Origin of the sequence: Gordonia sp. 135 (assembly GCF_009720185.1) — a bacterium.
GTDB classification, from domain to species: domain Bacteria; phylum Actinomycetota; class Actinomycetes; order Mycobacteriales; family Mycobacteriaceae; genus Gordonia; species Gordonia alkanivorans.
On record NZ_CP046257.1, the window covers coordinates 98,586 to 117,026 of the forward strand.

2 protein-coding genes are annotated in these 18,441 nt (G+C 70.2%); both read left to right on the forward strand.

What is annotated here, in order from left to right:
- The first annotated feature begins 104 nt into the window (after positions 1-104).
- On the forward strand, positions 105-17,525 hold the full coding sequence (locus GKZ92_RS00470; protein ID WP_230461873.1) for a non-ribosomal peptide synthetase: 17,421 nt from the start codon (positions 105-107) through the stop codon (positions 17,523-17,525).
- Positions 17,522-18,385, forward strand: coding sequence for a glycosyltransferase family 2 protein (locus GKZ92_RS00475; protein WP_155224890.1), 864 nt, complete (start codon positions 17,522-17,524; stop codon positions 18,383-18,385). Before GKZ92_RS00470 ends, GKZ92_RS00475 begins: the two co-directional genes overlap by 4 nt.
- Positions 18,386-18,441: the final 56 nt, after the last annotated feature.

Here is an 18,441-nt window from a genome sequence, read left to right on the forward strand (position 1 = left end):
CACCAAGGCGATTCTAAACGCCCGACCACCCCACCCCAGCCCGGTCATCCTCGCGGTACCGGGTCTTCTTCGGCATGCCCTGACCCACCCGGAAGCGACTAGAAGTGACCACCAACGATGTCCACGAGCGGCACGACGCAGCATCGACGAGCACGTCGGCCCTCGGTGAGCGCCTGGTCCCGTTGTCGGCTGCGCAGCGCAGCATGTGGTTCGCCCAGCAGCTCGTCCCGCAGACCCCGTTCTCGATCGCGCAGTACATCGAGGTGCTCGGCGATCTCGACACCGAACTGCTGACCGACGTCGGCCGGCAGGTGGCCCGCGAGTTCGGCACCGCGATGGTCCGGCTCGTCCCCGCCGACGATCCGACCGAGGCCCCGCTGCAGTACCTCGACGAGGAACTGCGCGATGAGATGATGCACCTGGACTTCCGGGACCACGACGATCCCGAGGCCGCCGCCAGGGTGTGGATGGACGAGGAATTCCGCCGTCCGCTCGACCTCTTCGCCGACCGCCTCATGGAATCGGCGACGCTGCGCATCGATGACCGCCGGTACTTCTGGTACAACCGCGTGCATCACATGCTGCTCGACGGCTACGGTGCATCGGCCTTCGCCGAACGAGCGGCTGCCGTGTACACCGCACGCGCACAGGGCCTTCCGGTCCCACCCCCGAAGTCCGGCTCCCTCGAGGACTTTCATGCCGACGACGAGGCCTACCGGTCGTCGACCCGCTTCGGGCGCGACCGCGACCACTGGGCGCAGCGCCTGAACGACCTGCCCGATCCGGTCCGGCTCGCCGACCCCGTCATCGGTGGGGGAGCCGAATCCCGCACGGTCGGAGGCGAACTCGACCCCGGCCTGATCGCGAACGTCGAACGCTGGTGCGACGACAACTCGGTCACCGTGGCGGCGTTGGCGAGTGCGGCGCTCGCGGTCTACGTCGCCCGGGTGGCCGGTACCGACGACGTGGTACTCAGCCTGCCCGTCTCGGCCCGGACCAACGCGATGCTCCGGCGTTCGGGCGGCATGGTGTCCAACGTCGTGCCCATCCGCAGCGGTATCACCCCCGGCATGGAGATCGGCGACCTCATCGCCGGCATCACCACCGAACTCAGCGGGGCCCTGCGCCACCAGCGTTATCGCTTCGAGGACATGCGCCGCGACCTGGCCGCGCGGTCGGCAGCCGGTTCTTCGGTGGGACGCGGCTTCTTCGGTCCGGCCGTCAACGTGATGATGTTCCGCAGCGAGATGATCCTCGGCGATTGCATCGGTTACAGCCACATCCTCAGCACGGGTCCCACCGAGGACCTCGCGGTGACCATCTACACCGGGGCCGGGTCCGGGGACCTCCGCATCGACCTCGAGGCCAACGCCGCCGCCTATCCCGAACCCGAACTCGTCGCCCACCGCCGCCGCTATCTCCGTGTCCTCGCGGACATCGTCGCCACCGGACCGGACACCCGGGTCGCCGAACTCTACGTCCTCGACGAGGACGAACAGACGCTTCTGGTGCCGGCACGCGGGCCCGTCGCGTCGGAGCCCGTGCTCTTCGCCGACCTCGTGACCCGCACGGCGGCAGCACATCCGCACGCCGACGCCATCGTCGACGGGGCACGCACGCTGCGCTACGACGAACTCGTCCTCCGGGCACACCGGTTGGCACGGATCCTCATCGACCGCGGCGTGGGACCCGGCGTCACCGTCGCACTGCTGTTACCGCGCGGGAGATACTCCGTCGCAACGCAACTCGCGGTTCTTCTCGCCGGCGGCGCCTACGTGCCGATCGACCCGGCGCTGCCCGACGACCGGCTGAGCTACCTCCTCGACGACAGCGCCGTCGATCTCGGCATCGTCGGCCCCGGTGGTCGCGCTCGGCTCGACGGGTTGAACAGCCTGTGCGAGTGGATCGGCTTCGACGACGACCTGGTCGTCGCCGCGTACCGGGACGCCTCAGCACACCCCATCGCCGACGCGGACCGGCTCCGCCCGTTGCACGTCGACGACCCGGCCTACGTCATCTACACCTCCGGCTCGACCGGCGCCCCCAAGGGCGTCGTCGTCAGCCATCGCGGTCTGGCCTCCTTCGCCGACGAGCAAATTCGCCGCTACGGCGTCCGATCGGGCTCGCGCACCATCCACTTCGCATCACCGAGTTTCGACGCCGCAGTGCTGGAAACCCTCCTTGCCCTCGCGTCGGGTGCCACGATGGTGATCGTCCCGCCGCACATCTATGGCGGCGGAGAACTGGCTGCGCTACTTCGCGAACAACGCATCACCCACGCCTTCCTCACCCCCGCCGCGCTGGCCACCCTGCCCGCCGACGCGCACGGTCCCGGCGGACTCGACGATCTGGACACCGTCATCGTCGGCGGCGAGGCCTGCCCGCCCGATCTCGTCGCCCGCTGGGGAACCGGTCGCCGACGCATGTTCAACGCGTACGGGCCCACCGAGGCCACGGTCATGGCGACCCTCGCCGGCCCTCTCGATCCCACCGAGCCGGTCACCATCGGCGGGCCCATCACCGGGACGACCGCGATCGTCCTCGACCACCGCCTGCAACCGGTACCGGCCGGCGCGACGGGGGAGCTCTACCTCGGCGGTGCGGGCGTCGCGCTCGGCTACCACCGGCGGCAAGCCCTCACCGCGTCCCGATTCGTGGCGGATCCGTGGGGCCCGGCAGGCGCACGGATGTACCGAACCGGCGACCTGGTCCGCTGGCGCCGAACCGGCGGAGGCGAGGGTGCTGCTTTCCGGCTCGACTACCTCGGTCGAGCAGATCGGCAGGTGAAGATCCGCGGATTCCGCATCGAACTCGGCGAGATCGACGCCGCGATCGGAGCCGTCCCCGGCGTCGACCTCGCGGTCACCGAACCGCAGACGATGCAGGTCGTCGGCGGAAGCCCCTCTGCCGGAAACACTTTCCTCGTCGGTTACTACACGGGAACAGCCGACATCGAGGCCATTCGCGAGCAGTTGCGGGCGGTCCTCCCCGGACACATGGTGCCGACCGCGCTCCTGCGTCTCGACCGGATCCCCACCACCACCTCGGGAAAGCTCGACCGTGCGGCCCTGCCGGTGCCCACGATCCGGGCGGCGCCCTACACCGAGCCGCGGACCGACACCGAACGTGCCGTCGCCGGTGCCTTCGCCGCGTGCACCGGCGCCGCGCAGGTCGGCCGGGACGACGACTTCTTCGCCCTCGGCGGCGACTCCCTGTCCGCCACCAGGATGGTGTCGACACTATCGGGACAACTCGACACCGACATCCCGGTCCGCTGGGTCTTCGAGTCACCGACGGTCGCCGACCTCGCCGCCCGGCTGGCGGATCCGGCGACCCGTCGAATCCCCGAACTCCGCACCGGAGGCGGTGCGTCCGACGGGGCGGTGCCGTTGTCGCCGGCCCAGCGCCGCATGTGGGCAATCAACCAGCTCGACACGGGCTCCCCGGTCTTCAACATCCCACTGGCCCTCCGCCTGCGGGGCGCCCTCGACCGGCACGCACTGCACGACGCGCTCCTCGACGTCCTCGAACGCCACGAGGCCCTGCGGACCGTCTACCCCGACGGCCCGCACGGTCCGGTCCAGCAGGTCGAGCCGGCCGCCGCAGTCGACCTGCGCACCCTGACCGAACCGGAGAACGTCGAGGACCTCGATGCCCGGTTGGCCGCGCTGGCAACCACCGGTTTCGATGTCGCACAACGGGTGCCGCTGATGATCCGACTGCTCGCCGTCGGCGCGGACGACCACGTTCTCGTGGCCGTCGTGCACCACATCGCCGCCGACGGCTCGTCGACCGCGCCGCTGGCCCGGGACCTCGTCGTCGCCTATCAGGCCCGCAAGGGCGGGACCGCACCCGAGTGGACGCCGCTGCCGGTGACCTACCGGGACTACACGCTCTGGCATCTCGACGTGATGGGCGACGAAGACGACCCGTCCTCGGTCGCCGCCGTCCAACTGGACTACTGGCAGCGACATCTGAGCGGCCTGCCCGATCTGCTCGCGCTGCCGACCGACCGCCCGCGACCGGCCCACCCCCGGATGCGCGGCGGTGAACTGCACACCGAGATCGACGCCGAGCTCGTCGACCGGATGCGCGCGGTCGCACGGAACACCGGGACGACGCCGTTCATGGTCGCCCACAGCGTCCTCGCGATCCTGCTGTCGCGGCTGGGCGGAACCGACGACATTGCCGTCGGCACCCCGGTCGCCGGCCGCCACCACCGGGATCTGGCCGACCTGGTCGGGATGTTCGTCGGCACCGTCGTGCTGCGGACCCGCCTGGACCCGAATCGGACCTTCGCCGAACTGCTCTCACAGGTGCGCACCGTCGACCTCGACGCGTTCGAGCACGCCGACGTGCCGTTCGACCGTCTCGTCGACGCCATCCGTCCACGACGCTCCGCGGCCCATCACCCGCTCTTCCAGGTCGGATTCTCCTACCAGAACCTCGCCCCGGCGCGGCTCACCCTCGACGGTGTCGACGCCGAGATCCTGGAACCGTCGCTGGGAGTGGCGAAGTCCGATCTCCACCTGACCGTGGTGGAGCAAGGCGGGTTGGATCACCGCGGCGACGCGCAGGACCGGACGCCGATGCGCGTGCAGTGGGACTACGACCGGGACCTGTCCGACCACAGCACCGTCGAACGTTGGCACCGGCTGTGGGTCGAGCTCCTGACTGCTGCCCTCGACGCCGTGGACACCCCGGTCGGCGACCTCGCCGCAGACGTCACCTCCGGCACGCTGACCGGACCGGTGAGCGGCCGCGACGACGCCACCCTGACCGCACTCCTGGCGCGCGGTGCCGCTCGGAACCCGGAGGCCGTGGCACTGCACGACGATGCCACCGGGTCGTCGCAGACCTATGCGGAGCTGTCGGCACGCGTGAACTCGCTGGCCCGCAACCTGATCGATGCCGCGGTGGGCCCCGAGGTGCGGGTGGCGGTCGCGATCCCACGATCGGCGGCCCTCGTCGAATCCGTCCTCGCAGTCCTGGCCGCCGGTGGAGCCTACGTCCCCGTGGATCCGGACGCGCCGGCTCGTCGGACCCGGCTGGTCCTCGACTCGTGCGCACCCTCGGTGGTGCTGACCGCGGGAACGCCGACATTCCCGATCCCGGAGTCCGCCGCCGTCCTCGACGTGACGGCTGTTCCGCCGGCAGACACCTCGCCGGTCACCGACCGCGAGCGGATCGCGCCGCTGCGACCGTCGAACACGGCCTACGTGATCTACACCTCGGGCTCGACCGGCACCCCCAAGGGCGTTACGGTCTCGCATCGAGCAATCGCGGCCCAACTGCGGTGGAAGTCCGAAGAGTTCCCCCTCGGACCCGCCGACACCACGGTCCTCAAGACGGCCCTGACCTTCGACCTGTCGGTGTGGGAACTGTTCTGGCCCCTCGTCAACGGTGCCCGCCTGGTCGTCGCGACCGCGCACGGTCACCTCGACCCCCGCTACATCGCCGACCTCTTCGCACGTACCTCGGTCACCGCGGCACACTTCGTGCCGTCCCTGCTCGACGCGCATCTCGACTCGCTCGCCGACACCGCCGGTACTCCTCATCCCGTCGGGCGATTGCTGTGCATCGGCGAGGCGCTGGCACCCTCGACGGCCGAGCGCGCCGCCGACGTGGTCGGTGCGCGTGTCTTCAATCTCTACGGACCCACCGAGGCGGCGGTCGGCATCACCCACCACGAGTGGACACCCACCCCCGTGGCGTCCTCTGCAGTGCCGTCTCCGACGGTGGCCATCGGTGTGCCGGTTGACGATTCCGGTGCGGTCGTCCTCGACACCCGCCTGCACCAGGTGCCGCTGGGCGTCGTCGGCGAGCTGTACCTGCGCGGTGTGCAGCTGGCGTCCGCCTACGAGCGACGCGCCGACTTGACCGCGGACCGCTTCGTCGCCGACCCGGCAGGTACCGGCGAGCGGATGTACCGAACCGGTGACCTCGCGCGCATCCGTCCCGACGGCGTGCTCGAGTTCCACGGCCGCAACGACTTCCAGGTCAAGATCCGTGGCCTGCGCATCGAGCTGGGGGAGATCGAGTCGGCTCTCGCCGCCGATCCCCGGATCGCGGCCGCCGCGGTCGCCGCCCATCACGGTGACACGCTCACCGCCTACCTCGTCCCCGCACCGGGCAACACGGATGCGCTCGACGCGATGGCAGCTCTCGCCGACCTGCGCGCCCGGATCCCCGCCTACATGGTCCCGGTCTCCGCGATCATGCTCGACGAACTGCCGCGCGGTGTCCACGGCAAGGTCGACCGCAATGCGCTGCCCGAGCCGCCGCGTGCCGAGCGCGAGCACGTCGCGGCGCGGACCGCCACCGAACGAATCCTCGTCGGCATCCTGGACGACCTGCTCCCCGCGGATGCCGACCGGGTGATCGGCGCGACCGACGACTACTTCGACCTCGGCGGCAATTCGCTGATGGCGGCGCGACTCTCGGGTCGGATCGCTGATGTCCTCGGCGTCGACCTGCCCGTTCGTACCGTCTTCGAGTCACCCGTGATCGCCGACCTCGCGCGGGCCGTCGACGAGGCCGCGGCCTCCGACCGGCCCCGCCTCGCCGGCCGGCAGCGACCCGGGATCCTGCCGTTGTCGCGGGCGCAGCGCCGGATGTGGCTGCTCGACCAGATGATGCCGGGTACTGCTCTCTACAACCTGCCGTTCGCCGTTCAGGTCGACGGTCCGCTCGACGGCGATGCGCTCCGGACCGCCGTGACCGGAGTCGTCGACCGGCACGAGGTCCTCCGTACGATCTACCCAGCCGAGGCCGGGACGCCCCGTCAGCACGTCTTGACCACCGAGGAGGCCCGGCAGACCGCGGAGATCGACCTCAGCGGCGTGAATGCCGAGGTGATCAGCGGCGTCGAGGAGCACATCGCCGAGGTCGCCAATCGCGGCTTCGACCTGGCCGGTCGAATCCCGTTCCGTGTCGCGGTGTTCCGCACCGGACCCGCGTCGCACGTCATCGTGATCGTCGTCCACCACATCGCTGCCGACGGATGGTCGATGGGTCCGCTCGTCGCCGACCTGCTCGACGGCTATCTCGCAGCCGCCGCGGGGACCCTGCGAACCCGCGAACCGTTGCCGGCTCAGTACGCGGACTTCACGATCTGGCAGTCGACGCTTCTCGGCGAGACCGGGGAGGGGGACGCCCATCCGAGCATCACCCGTCAGCGCGACCATTGGCGGCAGACGCTCACGGACCTGCCCGGACCTCTCCCGCTGCCCGTCGACCGCAATCGACCCGCGCAACCGACTCATCACGGCGACACCGTCGAGTTCGGTATCGACCCCGCTCTGGCGAAGCAACTCGCGGCGGTGGCACAGACCCGGCGCGCCACCGTGTTCCACATCATCCACACCGCCCTCGCCGTTCTGCTCGCGCGACTCTCGGGTACCTCGGACATCGTCGTGGGAACTCCCGTGTCGGGGCGTGGCAGCGAACTGTCCGACGACCTGGTCGGCATGTTCGTCGAAACCGTCGTGCTCCGCACCCACGTCGACGAGGACCGCACCGTCGAGGATCTGATCGACACGGTGCGTGCGGATGACTTCGCCGCACTGACGAACTCGGAGATCCCGTTCGACGAGCTCGCCGACGAGTACGAAATCGACCGCGGCGGTGCACACCATCCGATCTTCCAGGTGATGCTCGCCTTCGGCGATCCGGTCCCCGGACCGATCGACGCCGGCGAACTCACCGCGACCCCGCTGTCGATCGATGTGCCGATGGCCCGCTTCGACCTTCAGCTGACCCTCGACATGCCACCGGTCACCGACTGCCTGGACGCGCCGGTGCGTGCGCGCTGGACCTATGTCACCGATCTGTTCGACCGCGACACCGTCGCCGGGTTCGCCGACGACCTGCTGCACATCCTGGAACAGCTCGTCACGCGACCACACTCGCGCGTGCACGATCTGACGCTCCTCGACGCTTCACGACTCGACCGGGCCATCGAACAGTGGGGAAGCGGCGGACCGTCGCCCGTCGACCCCGCTGTGCGCACGCTTCCTGATGCACTGGCCGGGGACGCCGCCGGCCAGGTCATCGACGCCGAGCAGACGATCTCGGCCGCCGAGTTCGCGCATCGCGTGGCTCGCACCGCCCGCGCGCTGATCGACGCCGGAGTCGGTCCGGAGCAGACGGTCGCAGTCGCCGTGCCGCGGTCGATCGACATGCTGGTCGCGATCCACGCCGTCGTCGCTGCCGGTGGCGCCTATGTACCCATCGACCCCGCGGCTCCCGCACCGCGTATCGCCGCAATGCTCGCGACCACCGATCCGGTCCGGATCTTCGCCGCCCCGGACGTCGCGCAACGTTTGCCGGCCGCGTTCGCCGATCGGCTCCTCGATCCGACGGACCTGCATCTCGACCGCCGTGACACCCCGATCACCGATGCGGACCGGCTCAGCCCTCTCCGTACCGGACATCCGGCCTACGTACTGTTCACCTCGGGCTCGACGGGTGTCCCGAAAGCGGTCAGCGTTCCGCACGAGGCCATCGTCAACCGACTCGCGTGGATGCAGCAGCAGTACCCGATCGACGGCCGCGACGTCGTCCTGCAGAAGACACCGATCACCTTCGACGTCTCGGTGTGGGAACTGTTCTGGCCGTTGGCCTGCGGCGCCGATCTCGTCCTCGCCGACCCAGATGCCCACCGCGACCCCGCAGCCCTCGCCGCGGTGATCGCCGAGCACGGGGTGACGGTGATCCACTTCGTGCCGACGATGCTCGATGCCTTCCTGGCCACTGCGCCGGTGGAGGCCGTGCTGAGTTCACTACGGCTGGTCTTCACCAGCGGTGAGGCGCTGTCGGTTCCGACGGCTCAAGCAGTCCGCGCGCGAACGACCGCCGCGCTGCACAACCTGTACGGACCCACCGAGGCCGCCGTCGACGTGACTGCCGTCGAGGTCTCCGACACCGCCGACGGCGCCCCGATCCCGATCGGGCGCCCGATGCCCGGGAACACCGTCCACGTTCTCGATCACCGTCTGCGTCCCGTTCCCGCCGGCGTGACCGGCGAGCTGTACCTCGGTGGCGTCCAGCTGGCCCGGGGCTACCACGCCCGCCCGGACCTCACCGCCACCCGATTCGTCGCCGCGCCGTGGGGGAACGGAGAACGCCTCTACCGCACCGGTGATCTGGTGCGCCGGCGTCGCACGGCCGGTGACGCCGCGCCCGTCCTGGATTACCTCGGACGCAGCGACTTCCAGGTCAAGATCCGTGGCCAGCGCGTCGAACTCGGCGAGATCGAGGCCGTCGCCTCGGCGCATCCCGCGGTGCGCGCAGTGGTCGTCGTGACCCACGACGACCCGCGCCTCGGCACCCAGCTCGTCGCTCACCTGGTGGTCGAGAACGATGTGTCGGCCACCTCTGCCGAGCTTCGCGCGCACCTCACCGCGCACCTTCCGGATCACATGGTGCCCACCCACATCCTGTTCTCCGACTCCCTGCCGACGACGACGAGCGGCAAGATCGACCGCCGCGCCCTGCCGGCACCCGAGACGCCGGTTGCCATCGTCGGCGGTGCCACCGAGGCCCGGACACCGACCGAAGATGTTGTGTTGACGCTTATCCGGGAGGTCCTCGGCGACCACGTCGGCATCGACGACGACTTCTTCGCGGCGGGTGGCAACTCCCTGGTCGCGACTCGGGTGGTTGCCGGTATCGCCGCGAAGCTCGGCGTCCGGGTTCCGGTACGCGCGGTTTTCGACGGTCGAACCGCGGCCGCCCTCGCCGCCACCGCGGACGCCACCCAGCGCGGCGCGGCGCCGGTCACCGAGATGGCACGTCCTGACGTGCTCCCGCTGGCACCCGCACAGCTCCAGATGTGGCTGCACAATCGGATCGATCCGGCGTCGTCGGAGTACCTCATCGTCGCGCCGGTCCGGCTCCCGCTGACCCTCGATCGTGAGGCGCTGCGCGCTGCGGTCGGCGACGTGGTCGAACGCCACGAGATCCTGCGGACCGTCTACCCTGAGAGCGCCACCGGCCCGCGCCAGGTGATCCTCGCGCGCGGCGAGTACGACCTCGATCCGGTGGTCAGCGTTCTCGAATCGCCGGTGGCCGAGGGGCTCTCGTCCGAGGAGGACGCGGTCCGCGCCGCCCTGTCCGCGACCGTCGATCTATCCGAGGATCTGCCCCTGAGGATCGTCGTCCGGGAGCTGGGACACGAGACGGTCGTCGTGCTCGCCATCCACCACGTCGCGGCCGACGGCTGGTCGCTACGCGTTCTCGCCGGTGACCTCGAACGGGCCTTCACCGCACGCCTCAACGGTGGGGCGCCCGCATGGTCCCCGCTGCCCATCCAGTACGCCGACCACGTCGTCCGCCGGGCGGCCCGGCTCGGAGCCGCCGCCGACCCGTCGTCTGAACTCGCGGGGCACCTCGCCCACTGGAAGTCGACGCTCGCGGACGCCCCATCGTTGTCGGCACCCGAGGCCGACGCCGACGGCAGCGCACCCGAGGTCCACCACCTGGCGCTCGGACCCGACGAGGCCGAGCGAATCCGCACCCTCGCAGATCGTTCCGGCAGTACCGTCTTCGGAGTTCTGCACGCGGCACTCGCCCTCACCCTCAGCCGGTCCGGCCCAGGTCGCGACATCGTCATCGGCACGCCGGCCTCCGGTCGATCCGACGCGGACGTCGCAGACCTGGTCGGCATGTTCGTGACGATGGTCCCGCTGCGACTGGACGTCGACCCGCATACCGGTTTCGACGCGCTGGTCGCGCGGTCGCGTGACGTCGTGGTCGATGCGATCGATCACGGCGAACTCGATGTCGAGGAGATCATCGAGCATCTCGGTTTGTCACGCAGCGGGTCTCGCCACCCGCTGATCCAGGCGACCCTGACCGTCGACGGCGACCATCCTGCTGCCGCGCGCGACAGCGCCCTGTCGTCGGCACGTGCGGTACGCCTCGACATCCCGGTCGCCCGGTTCGACCTGGAGTTCACCGCGACCCCGACCGCGGACGACGGCCTCGACCTCGCGCTGATCCATCGGCCGGACGTCTACCGGAACTCGACCGCCGCGGACCTCCTCACCCGACTCGGTCGCGCGATCACAGCCGTCACGACGACCCCGGCAACACCTCTGCGCGACCTGGATCTTCTCGATGACCGCGAGCGGACCATGGTGGCCGCGGTGTCGGGCCCCGAGGCCCCGGCACCGGTCTTCTTCGCCGAAGCGATCGGCAACGCGGATCACCGCCTCGTCGGTCACGACGACACCGGCGACTGGCGGGCCTTCGGCGCCGACGAGGTCGGACGCCGTGCTGCACAACTGGCGCGCGCCCTCATCGACCGCGGTGCAGGTCCGGAAACCATAGTGGCGCTGACACTTCCGAGGTCGTTCTGGTCGGTCGTCTCGACGCGCGCGGTCGCCGCCACCGGCGGCGCCTTCGTCCCCGTCGACCCGGCCTATCCGGCGGACCGGATCTCGTTCATGCTCGCCGATTCCGGCGCGTCGATCATCGTCACCACGGCGAGCTCCGGCGAACAGATGGCCCGGCGGGGTGCCGAGCTCCTGATTCTCGACGACCATCGCACGGTCGCCGAACTCGCCGCGCTTCCATCCCATCCGATCGCCGACGCCGAACTGCGGGCACCGCGCCACCTCGATCAGCTGGCCTACCTGATCTACACGTCGGGCTCCACCGGACGACCCAAGGCCGTGGCGGTCTCGCACCGCGGTGTCGCCTCGTTCGTCACCGAACAGCGTCGGTACGGGGTCGACCGGGACAGCCGCGTGCTGCACTTCGCGTCACCGAGCTTCGACGCCGCCGTGCTCGAGTTGCTGATGGCGACCGACGCGGGTGCCACGACCATCGTCGCGCCCCCCGACATCTACGGAGCCGACGACCTCGCCGACCTGCTCCGCCGCGAACGCATCACCCACGCCTTCCTCACCCCCGGCGTACTCGACACCATCGAACCCGATGATCTCCCGGACCTGCGGACGATCATCGTCGGCGGTGACGCCTGCTCGCCGGCGACCGCGCAACGCTGGATCGCCGCCGGTGTGCGGTTCTTCAACGCCTACGGTCCCACCGAGTCGACCATCATGGGAACGCTCGCCGGACCCATGACCGTGCCCGACACCGAGCCGATGTCCATCGGGCGCGGCATCACCGGCACCCGCGTCGCGGTCCTCGACACCGCACTGGCGCCCTGCGCGCCCGGTGTGAGCGGCGAACTATATCTGGTCGGAACGGGATTGGCCCGCGGCTACCACGGTCGCGCGGCGCTGACCGCCGCAACCTTCGTCGCGGACCCGGACGGTCCCCCCGGATCGCGGCGCTACCGCACCGGCGATCTCGTGCGGGTCCGCGCCGACGCCGAATCCGGCGGCCCCGCACTGGTTCACCGGGGACGCATCGACCGGCAGCTCAAGATCCGCGGCCATCGCATCGAGACCGGCGAGATCGAGGCCCTGCTCCGGGCGCATCCACAGATTCGGGCGGCCGTCGTCACCTCGCAGCCAGGACCGGACGGCAAAGCCGCCCTGGTCGCGCACGTCGTCTCGACAGTCCATCCCTTCGACCCCAACACCCTGCTCGAGCACCTGCGGGAAACCCTGCCCGGCCACGCGATCCCCGCGGCGATCGTCGAGATCGAGGCCATCCCGCTGACACCGGCGGGCAAGGTCGACCTGCGTGCGCTGCCGGCCGCGTCGTTCGCCGGCACCCAACACGTCGCCCCCGTCACCGCCCACGAGGTGCTGGTGACCGAGGTCTTCGCCGCACTCCTCGGCCGCGAGCGGTTGGGTGCCACCGACAACTTCTTCGATGCAGGCGGCAATTCGCTCATCGGCGCCCACGCCGTCGCCCGGATCCGCACCCGTTCGGGACGGGAAGTGTCCGTTCGCGACCTGTTCGACGCGCCGACCGCCCAGGCGCTCGCCGCACGACTCGACGCGTCGGCCCTTCGCGTCGGCCCGGTTCTCGGGGAACTGCCGCGGCCAGAACAGATCCCGCTGTCGCCGGCGCAGCAGCGCATGTGGTTCCTCAACCGGTTCGATCCCGGCGCACTCACCGAGAACATCCCGATCGTGCTGCGCCTGACCGGGCAACTCGACCACGCGGCCTTCGAGGCTGCACTACACGGACTGCTGTGCCGGCACGAGGTGTTCCGGACGATCTACCCCGACAGCGCAGCCGGACCGCATCAGGTCGTCCTGCCTGCCGACTCGACGCCGACCGTTCTCGAGAAGATCACGGCCCGTCGTGACGACCTGGACAGCGCCATCCGGGGCATCACCCGCACGACCTTCGACGTCACGGCACAGCCGCCCATCCGGGCCGTGCTGCTGCGTGTCGAAGGCGCGGGACCCGACGAGCACGTCTTCGTCCTCGTCGCCCATCACATCTGCGCCGACGGCCTGACGATGGTGATGCTGGCCGGTGAGCTGGCCGGCGACTACGCCGGAGTGGGTCCGGCGATCGGCGCGCCGTCGGTGCAGTACGCCGACTACGCGCTCTGGCAACGGGCCGTCCTCGACGAGGGGATCGCGAACGCACAGCTGCACGGATGGCAGGAACGACTGCGGGGAGCGCCGCCGGTCGTCGACCTGCCGCTCGACCGGCCCCGGCCATCACACCCGAGCGGTCACGGAGCCAGGATCGACTTCGCGATCGACGCAGCCCTGCACGCGCGGATCGTCCAGGCGGCCAACCGACTCGACGCCACGCCGTTCATGGTTGCGCACACCGCACTGGCCGTCCTTCTCGGCCGGCTCGGGGACAACCGCGACGTCGTCATCGGCACCCCGATCGCGGGCCGCGGGGAACAGCACCTCGATCGGGTTGCCGGCATGTTCGTGAACATGCTCGCACTACGGACGGTCATCGACGGCTCCGCGACCGTGGAGGAAGCGGTGGCGGCATCCAAAGAGTCTGCACTGCACGCATTCTCGAACGCGCTGGTGCCGTTCGACCGTATCGTGGGAGAACTCGGCCTGCCGCGATCGACCTCGCATCACCCGGTCTTCCAAACGGCGCTGTCGTTCCAGAACATCGGCTCGATGGATCTGTCCCTGCCCGGCCTCGAGGTCGAGGTGATCGACGACGGCGTCGAGGTCGCCGAGTTCGACCTGCACCTCACGCTCGCGGACACCTTCGACGCCCACGGACGACCTCGCGGACTGACCGGCCAGTTGGTCTACGCCACCGACCTGTTCGACGCCCTGACCGCCGCCGAGTTCGTCGAGCGGTACCAGCGCATCCTCACCGCGTTCGTCGACACCCCGGGCCGGGCGGTGGGGGACCTGCCACTGCTGTCGGAAGAGGAGCAACGGTCCCTCACGACGACCGCATCCCGGTCCGATGCGGAGACGGCGGTGGGGCGGAGCGCGGGCCTCGCGGCGGCCTTCCACGCCCAGGCGGAGCGCACCCCCGACGCCGACGCGGTGATCATCGGCGAGCGCGTGCTGTCGTATCGCGAGTTTGCGCAGCAGGTCACGGCACTGGCACGCATCGTCGCCGATCACGGCGTCGGACCCGACGACCGTGTGGCGATCACCGCGCCCCGCGGACTGCCGCAGCTGTTGGCGATGTATGCGGTGGCCACCGTCGGCGCCGCCTACGTGCCGGTGGACCTCTCGGCGCCGGAACGCGCCTCGATGATCCTCGACGTCGCCGATCCGGTCCTCGTGCTGGGTGTCGGTCCAGATGCACCCGGCGCGCGTCCCTACTGTGATCTCGAACTGCTGGACGTCGACTCGCTGAACCTCATCGAGGGCCCCGACGCGTGCGAGTTCCCGGCGCCGCACCCGGACACCACCGCCTACGTGCTGTTTACCTCGGGTTCCACCGGAATCCCCAAGGGCGTGAGCATGTCCCACGCGGCCGTCGGCGAACAACTGCGCTGGATGCAGCACCGGTACCCGATGGCCGCGGGTGACTCGGTGCTGGTGAAGACCTCCGCGGGCTTCGACCTCTCGGTCTGGGAGTACTGGTGGGCCCTCGGTGCCGGTGCCCGCGTCGTCATCGCCGAACCGGATGCCGAACGCGACGGCGGCGAGCTGCTCCGCATCCTCGACCGCCACCGGATCACCGTCCTGCCGACCGTGCCGTCGGCGCTGGCGATGATTCTCGACGCCGGCGACCCACCGGCCACGCTGACCACCGTCCTGTGTATCGGCGAGGAACTCCCCGCGGAACTCGTGAGCAGAATGCGGTCGGCGGCACCGGAGACAATAGTCCACAACCTGTACGGCCCGACCGAGGCCGCGGTCAGCGTGACGGGCCACGAGGTCACGACGCCGCCGGCGGGCCGTGTCCCGATCGGCTGCCCACAGCCGGCCGTGACCATCCGCGTTCTGGATTCACGTCTCCAGCCGGTCCCCGTCGGGGTGGCCGGTGAGCTCTATCTGGGCGGAATCCAGCTGGCGCGGGGCTATCACGCCGATCCGGCGCGGACCTCGACTGCGTTCGTTGCCGATCCCTTCAGTGCCGAGGCTTCCGGCGACCGGATGTACCGCACCGGAGACCTGGTGCGGCGCAACCGTGATGGCTCGCTGGATTACCTGGGCCGCACGGATCACCAGCTGAAGGTGCGCGGCTTCCGCATCGAGCCCGGCGAGATCGAGGCCGCGCTCCGGCGATGCGCCGGCGTGGTGGATGCGGCGGTCGTGGCTCTCGCAGGTGCCGATGGGCAGGATCGGCTCGTCGGTTTCGTGACGGGCGATGACGCACAGGCCGAGGTCGTCCGGCGCGAGGCCGCTCAGCTGCTGCCGGCCTATCTGCGTCCCGAGGTGCATGTCCTCGACGCCCTGCCCCACAACGACAACGGCAAGATCGATCGGGCACGTCTACCTCGACCGAGGCCGGCCGAGCGCCTCTACGAGGCGCCGCAGACCGAGCTGCAGCAACGTGTGGCCACCGTGCTCGCCGAGGTCACCGGCGCGGCACGGATCGGCCTGGGCGACAACTTCTTCGACGTCGGGGGCAACTCGCTGTCGGCGACGCGGGTCGCTGCGCTCCTCGAAGCCGAGCTCGGTCGTCGGATCCCTGTGCGGATGCTGTTCGATGCGGTCGACGTCGCCGACCTCACCGCCCAGATCGATGCCCTGCCCGCGGACGACCCGTCCGGAGTCGACGTCCCGGCACTGGTCCGCGGCCACGACGACGAGCCCGCACCGCTCGCGCCGGCACAGCGTCGGATCTGGGAGGCCGTGAACAGCGGCGCCGGTGCCGACTGGAATGTGCCGGTCGCCGTGCGCTTCTCCGGTGACCTCCACTCCGAGTCCCTCGCGGCGGTGTTGCACCCGGCCCTCGTCGACGTCGTCGACCGCCACGAGTCCCTCCGCACACGACACGTGCTGGGGGAGAACGGCCCCGAACTCGTCGTACTGCCGACCGGCGGGGTGACCGACCTCATCGGTCGCGGACTCGAGGCACGGGACGTCGAAGCCGACGAACTCGAGCGCGTGCTCACCGACCTGGCGTGGGCGGAGCTCGACGTGGTGAACGGTCCGCCGCTGCGGCTGCAGTTGCTGCGGCTCGATCAGCGAACCCACGTGCTGGTCCTCGTCACGCACCATCTCAGCGTCGACGGGCAGTCGATGGGACCGCTGACCCGCGATCTCGTCACCGCGTTCGTCGCCCGGAGTTCCGATCCGGACGCCACCGCGTCGGTTCTCCCCGAACCGGGCGTCCGCTTCCGCGACTACGCGCGGTGGCGCACCGAGATCCTGGCCGCCGACCGGGAACGTCAGCTCGCCTACTGGACCGAGCGACTCACCGCCGGTACGCGTGATCCCGGTACCGGACCGGCGCTCCACACCGACCGACCCCGGCCGGAACGGTGGGAATCCGCCGGTGCCACGGTCGAATTCGGGATCGACGCCGCCGTGCACACCGCGCTCGAACAGTACGCGCGGACACAGTCGTCGAGCCTGTTCGCCGTACTCCAGGCGGCGTTCGCGGTGATCCTGGCCGACCTGGCCGGCGACCCCGACGTGCGGGTCGGCACCGCGAACGCCAACCGGTCCCATGTCGCGCTCGACGGAGTCATCGGCAACTTCGCCGAGGACCTGCCGATGCGACTCGACGTCGCCGACGCCCGCGCCTTCGGCGACCTGACCCGCGACGTCCACCAGCAGCTGCTGGACGGTCTGGCGCACCCGGACATCTCGACGCCCGAACTCGCGGCGGCGCTCGGGCTCGAACGTGACCCCGCCGGGTCGTCGGGACACCCGCTGTTCCCGGCGACCCTGATCCTGCAGCAGGTGGGCGCCGACGACGCCGGGATGAACGAGATCGATCTGGGGGGAGTGCGAATCAGCCGGGAGCCGATCCCGAACACCGTGGCCAAGCACGAGTTGGAGTTCACCTGGCTCGAAGTCCGGGACTTCGCCGGTCCGGCCGGACTCACCGGAACCCTGCTGTACCCGGTCGCCCTGTTCGATGCGGCGACCGCGCAGCGCATCGCCGACCGGATGCGAGTCATCCTCGAGACCGTGGCCGCCGACCCGGACGGTGCACCCACCGTCGCCGAGCTGAAGGGCGGACGGTCATGACGGCGTCGGTCGTGATCGCCTACTACCGGGGGCTGCCCGACCTCGACGTTCAGCTCGACGCCCTGGCCGCGCAGGACCACACCGGCGACTTCGAGGTCATCGTCAGCGACAACGAGGGCAGTGCGCAGCTCCGCAGGCACCTCGACACCCATCCGCTGAAGGAACGATTGAACCTGCGGTGGGTCGACTCCTCCGACATCGCGGGCACCTCGCACGCCCGCAACGTCGGAACCCGGGGCGCACGAGGCGACTTCATCGCCTACTGCGATCAGGACGACGCCGTGCACCCGACGTGGCTGCGCGCCATGGTCAACACCGCCCGCGACGCCGACCTGATCGGCGGGCCGCTCGAACGCGACACCCTCAACGACCCGGTGGTGGCCGCCTGGCGAGCCCTTCCGAACCCGGAGGAACCGGTGGTCCTGGGCCGGCATCTGCCGATGAGCTTCGGCTGCAACCTCGGGGTGCGACGTGAGGTATTCGACGCCGTCGGCGGTTGGGACGAGGACTATCCGACCGCCGGGGGTGACGTCGAGTTCTGCTGGCGGGTTCAGACGGCCGGGTACACCTTCGGATACGCGCCCGAGGCGATGGTCGCCTACCGCTACCGCACGGGGATGCGGGAATCCTGGGCTCAGGTCATCGACTACGCCAGCGAAGAGGCGCGGGTGGCGAAGCAGTACGGGGTGCCCGGCCGGCAGTGGTGGTGGTTCCCGATCCACGCCGGCGTCGTCCTCGCGACCTGTCCGCTGTGGCCCTGGGGGTGGTCTCGCCGACGTCGCGGAGCCTGGATCTGGGTGACCGGGAACCTCGTCGGGCGCATCAAGGGAAGCCTGAAGTATCGGGTCGTCTATCTGTAGGCGTCCGCTCACTCTGATCTGGTAGTTTGGGACAAACCCATGAAGATCGGATCATG

What these genes read in the sequence shown, in the direction of transcription:
- GKZ92_RS00475 (WP_155224890.1), top strand. Translation starts at nt 17,522, where the DNA reads ATGACGGCGTCGGTCGTGATCGCCTACTACCGGGGGCTGCCCGACCTC.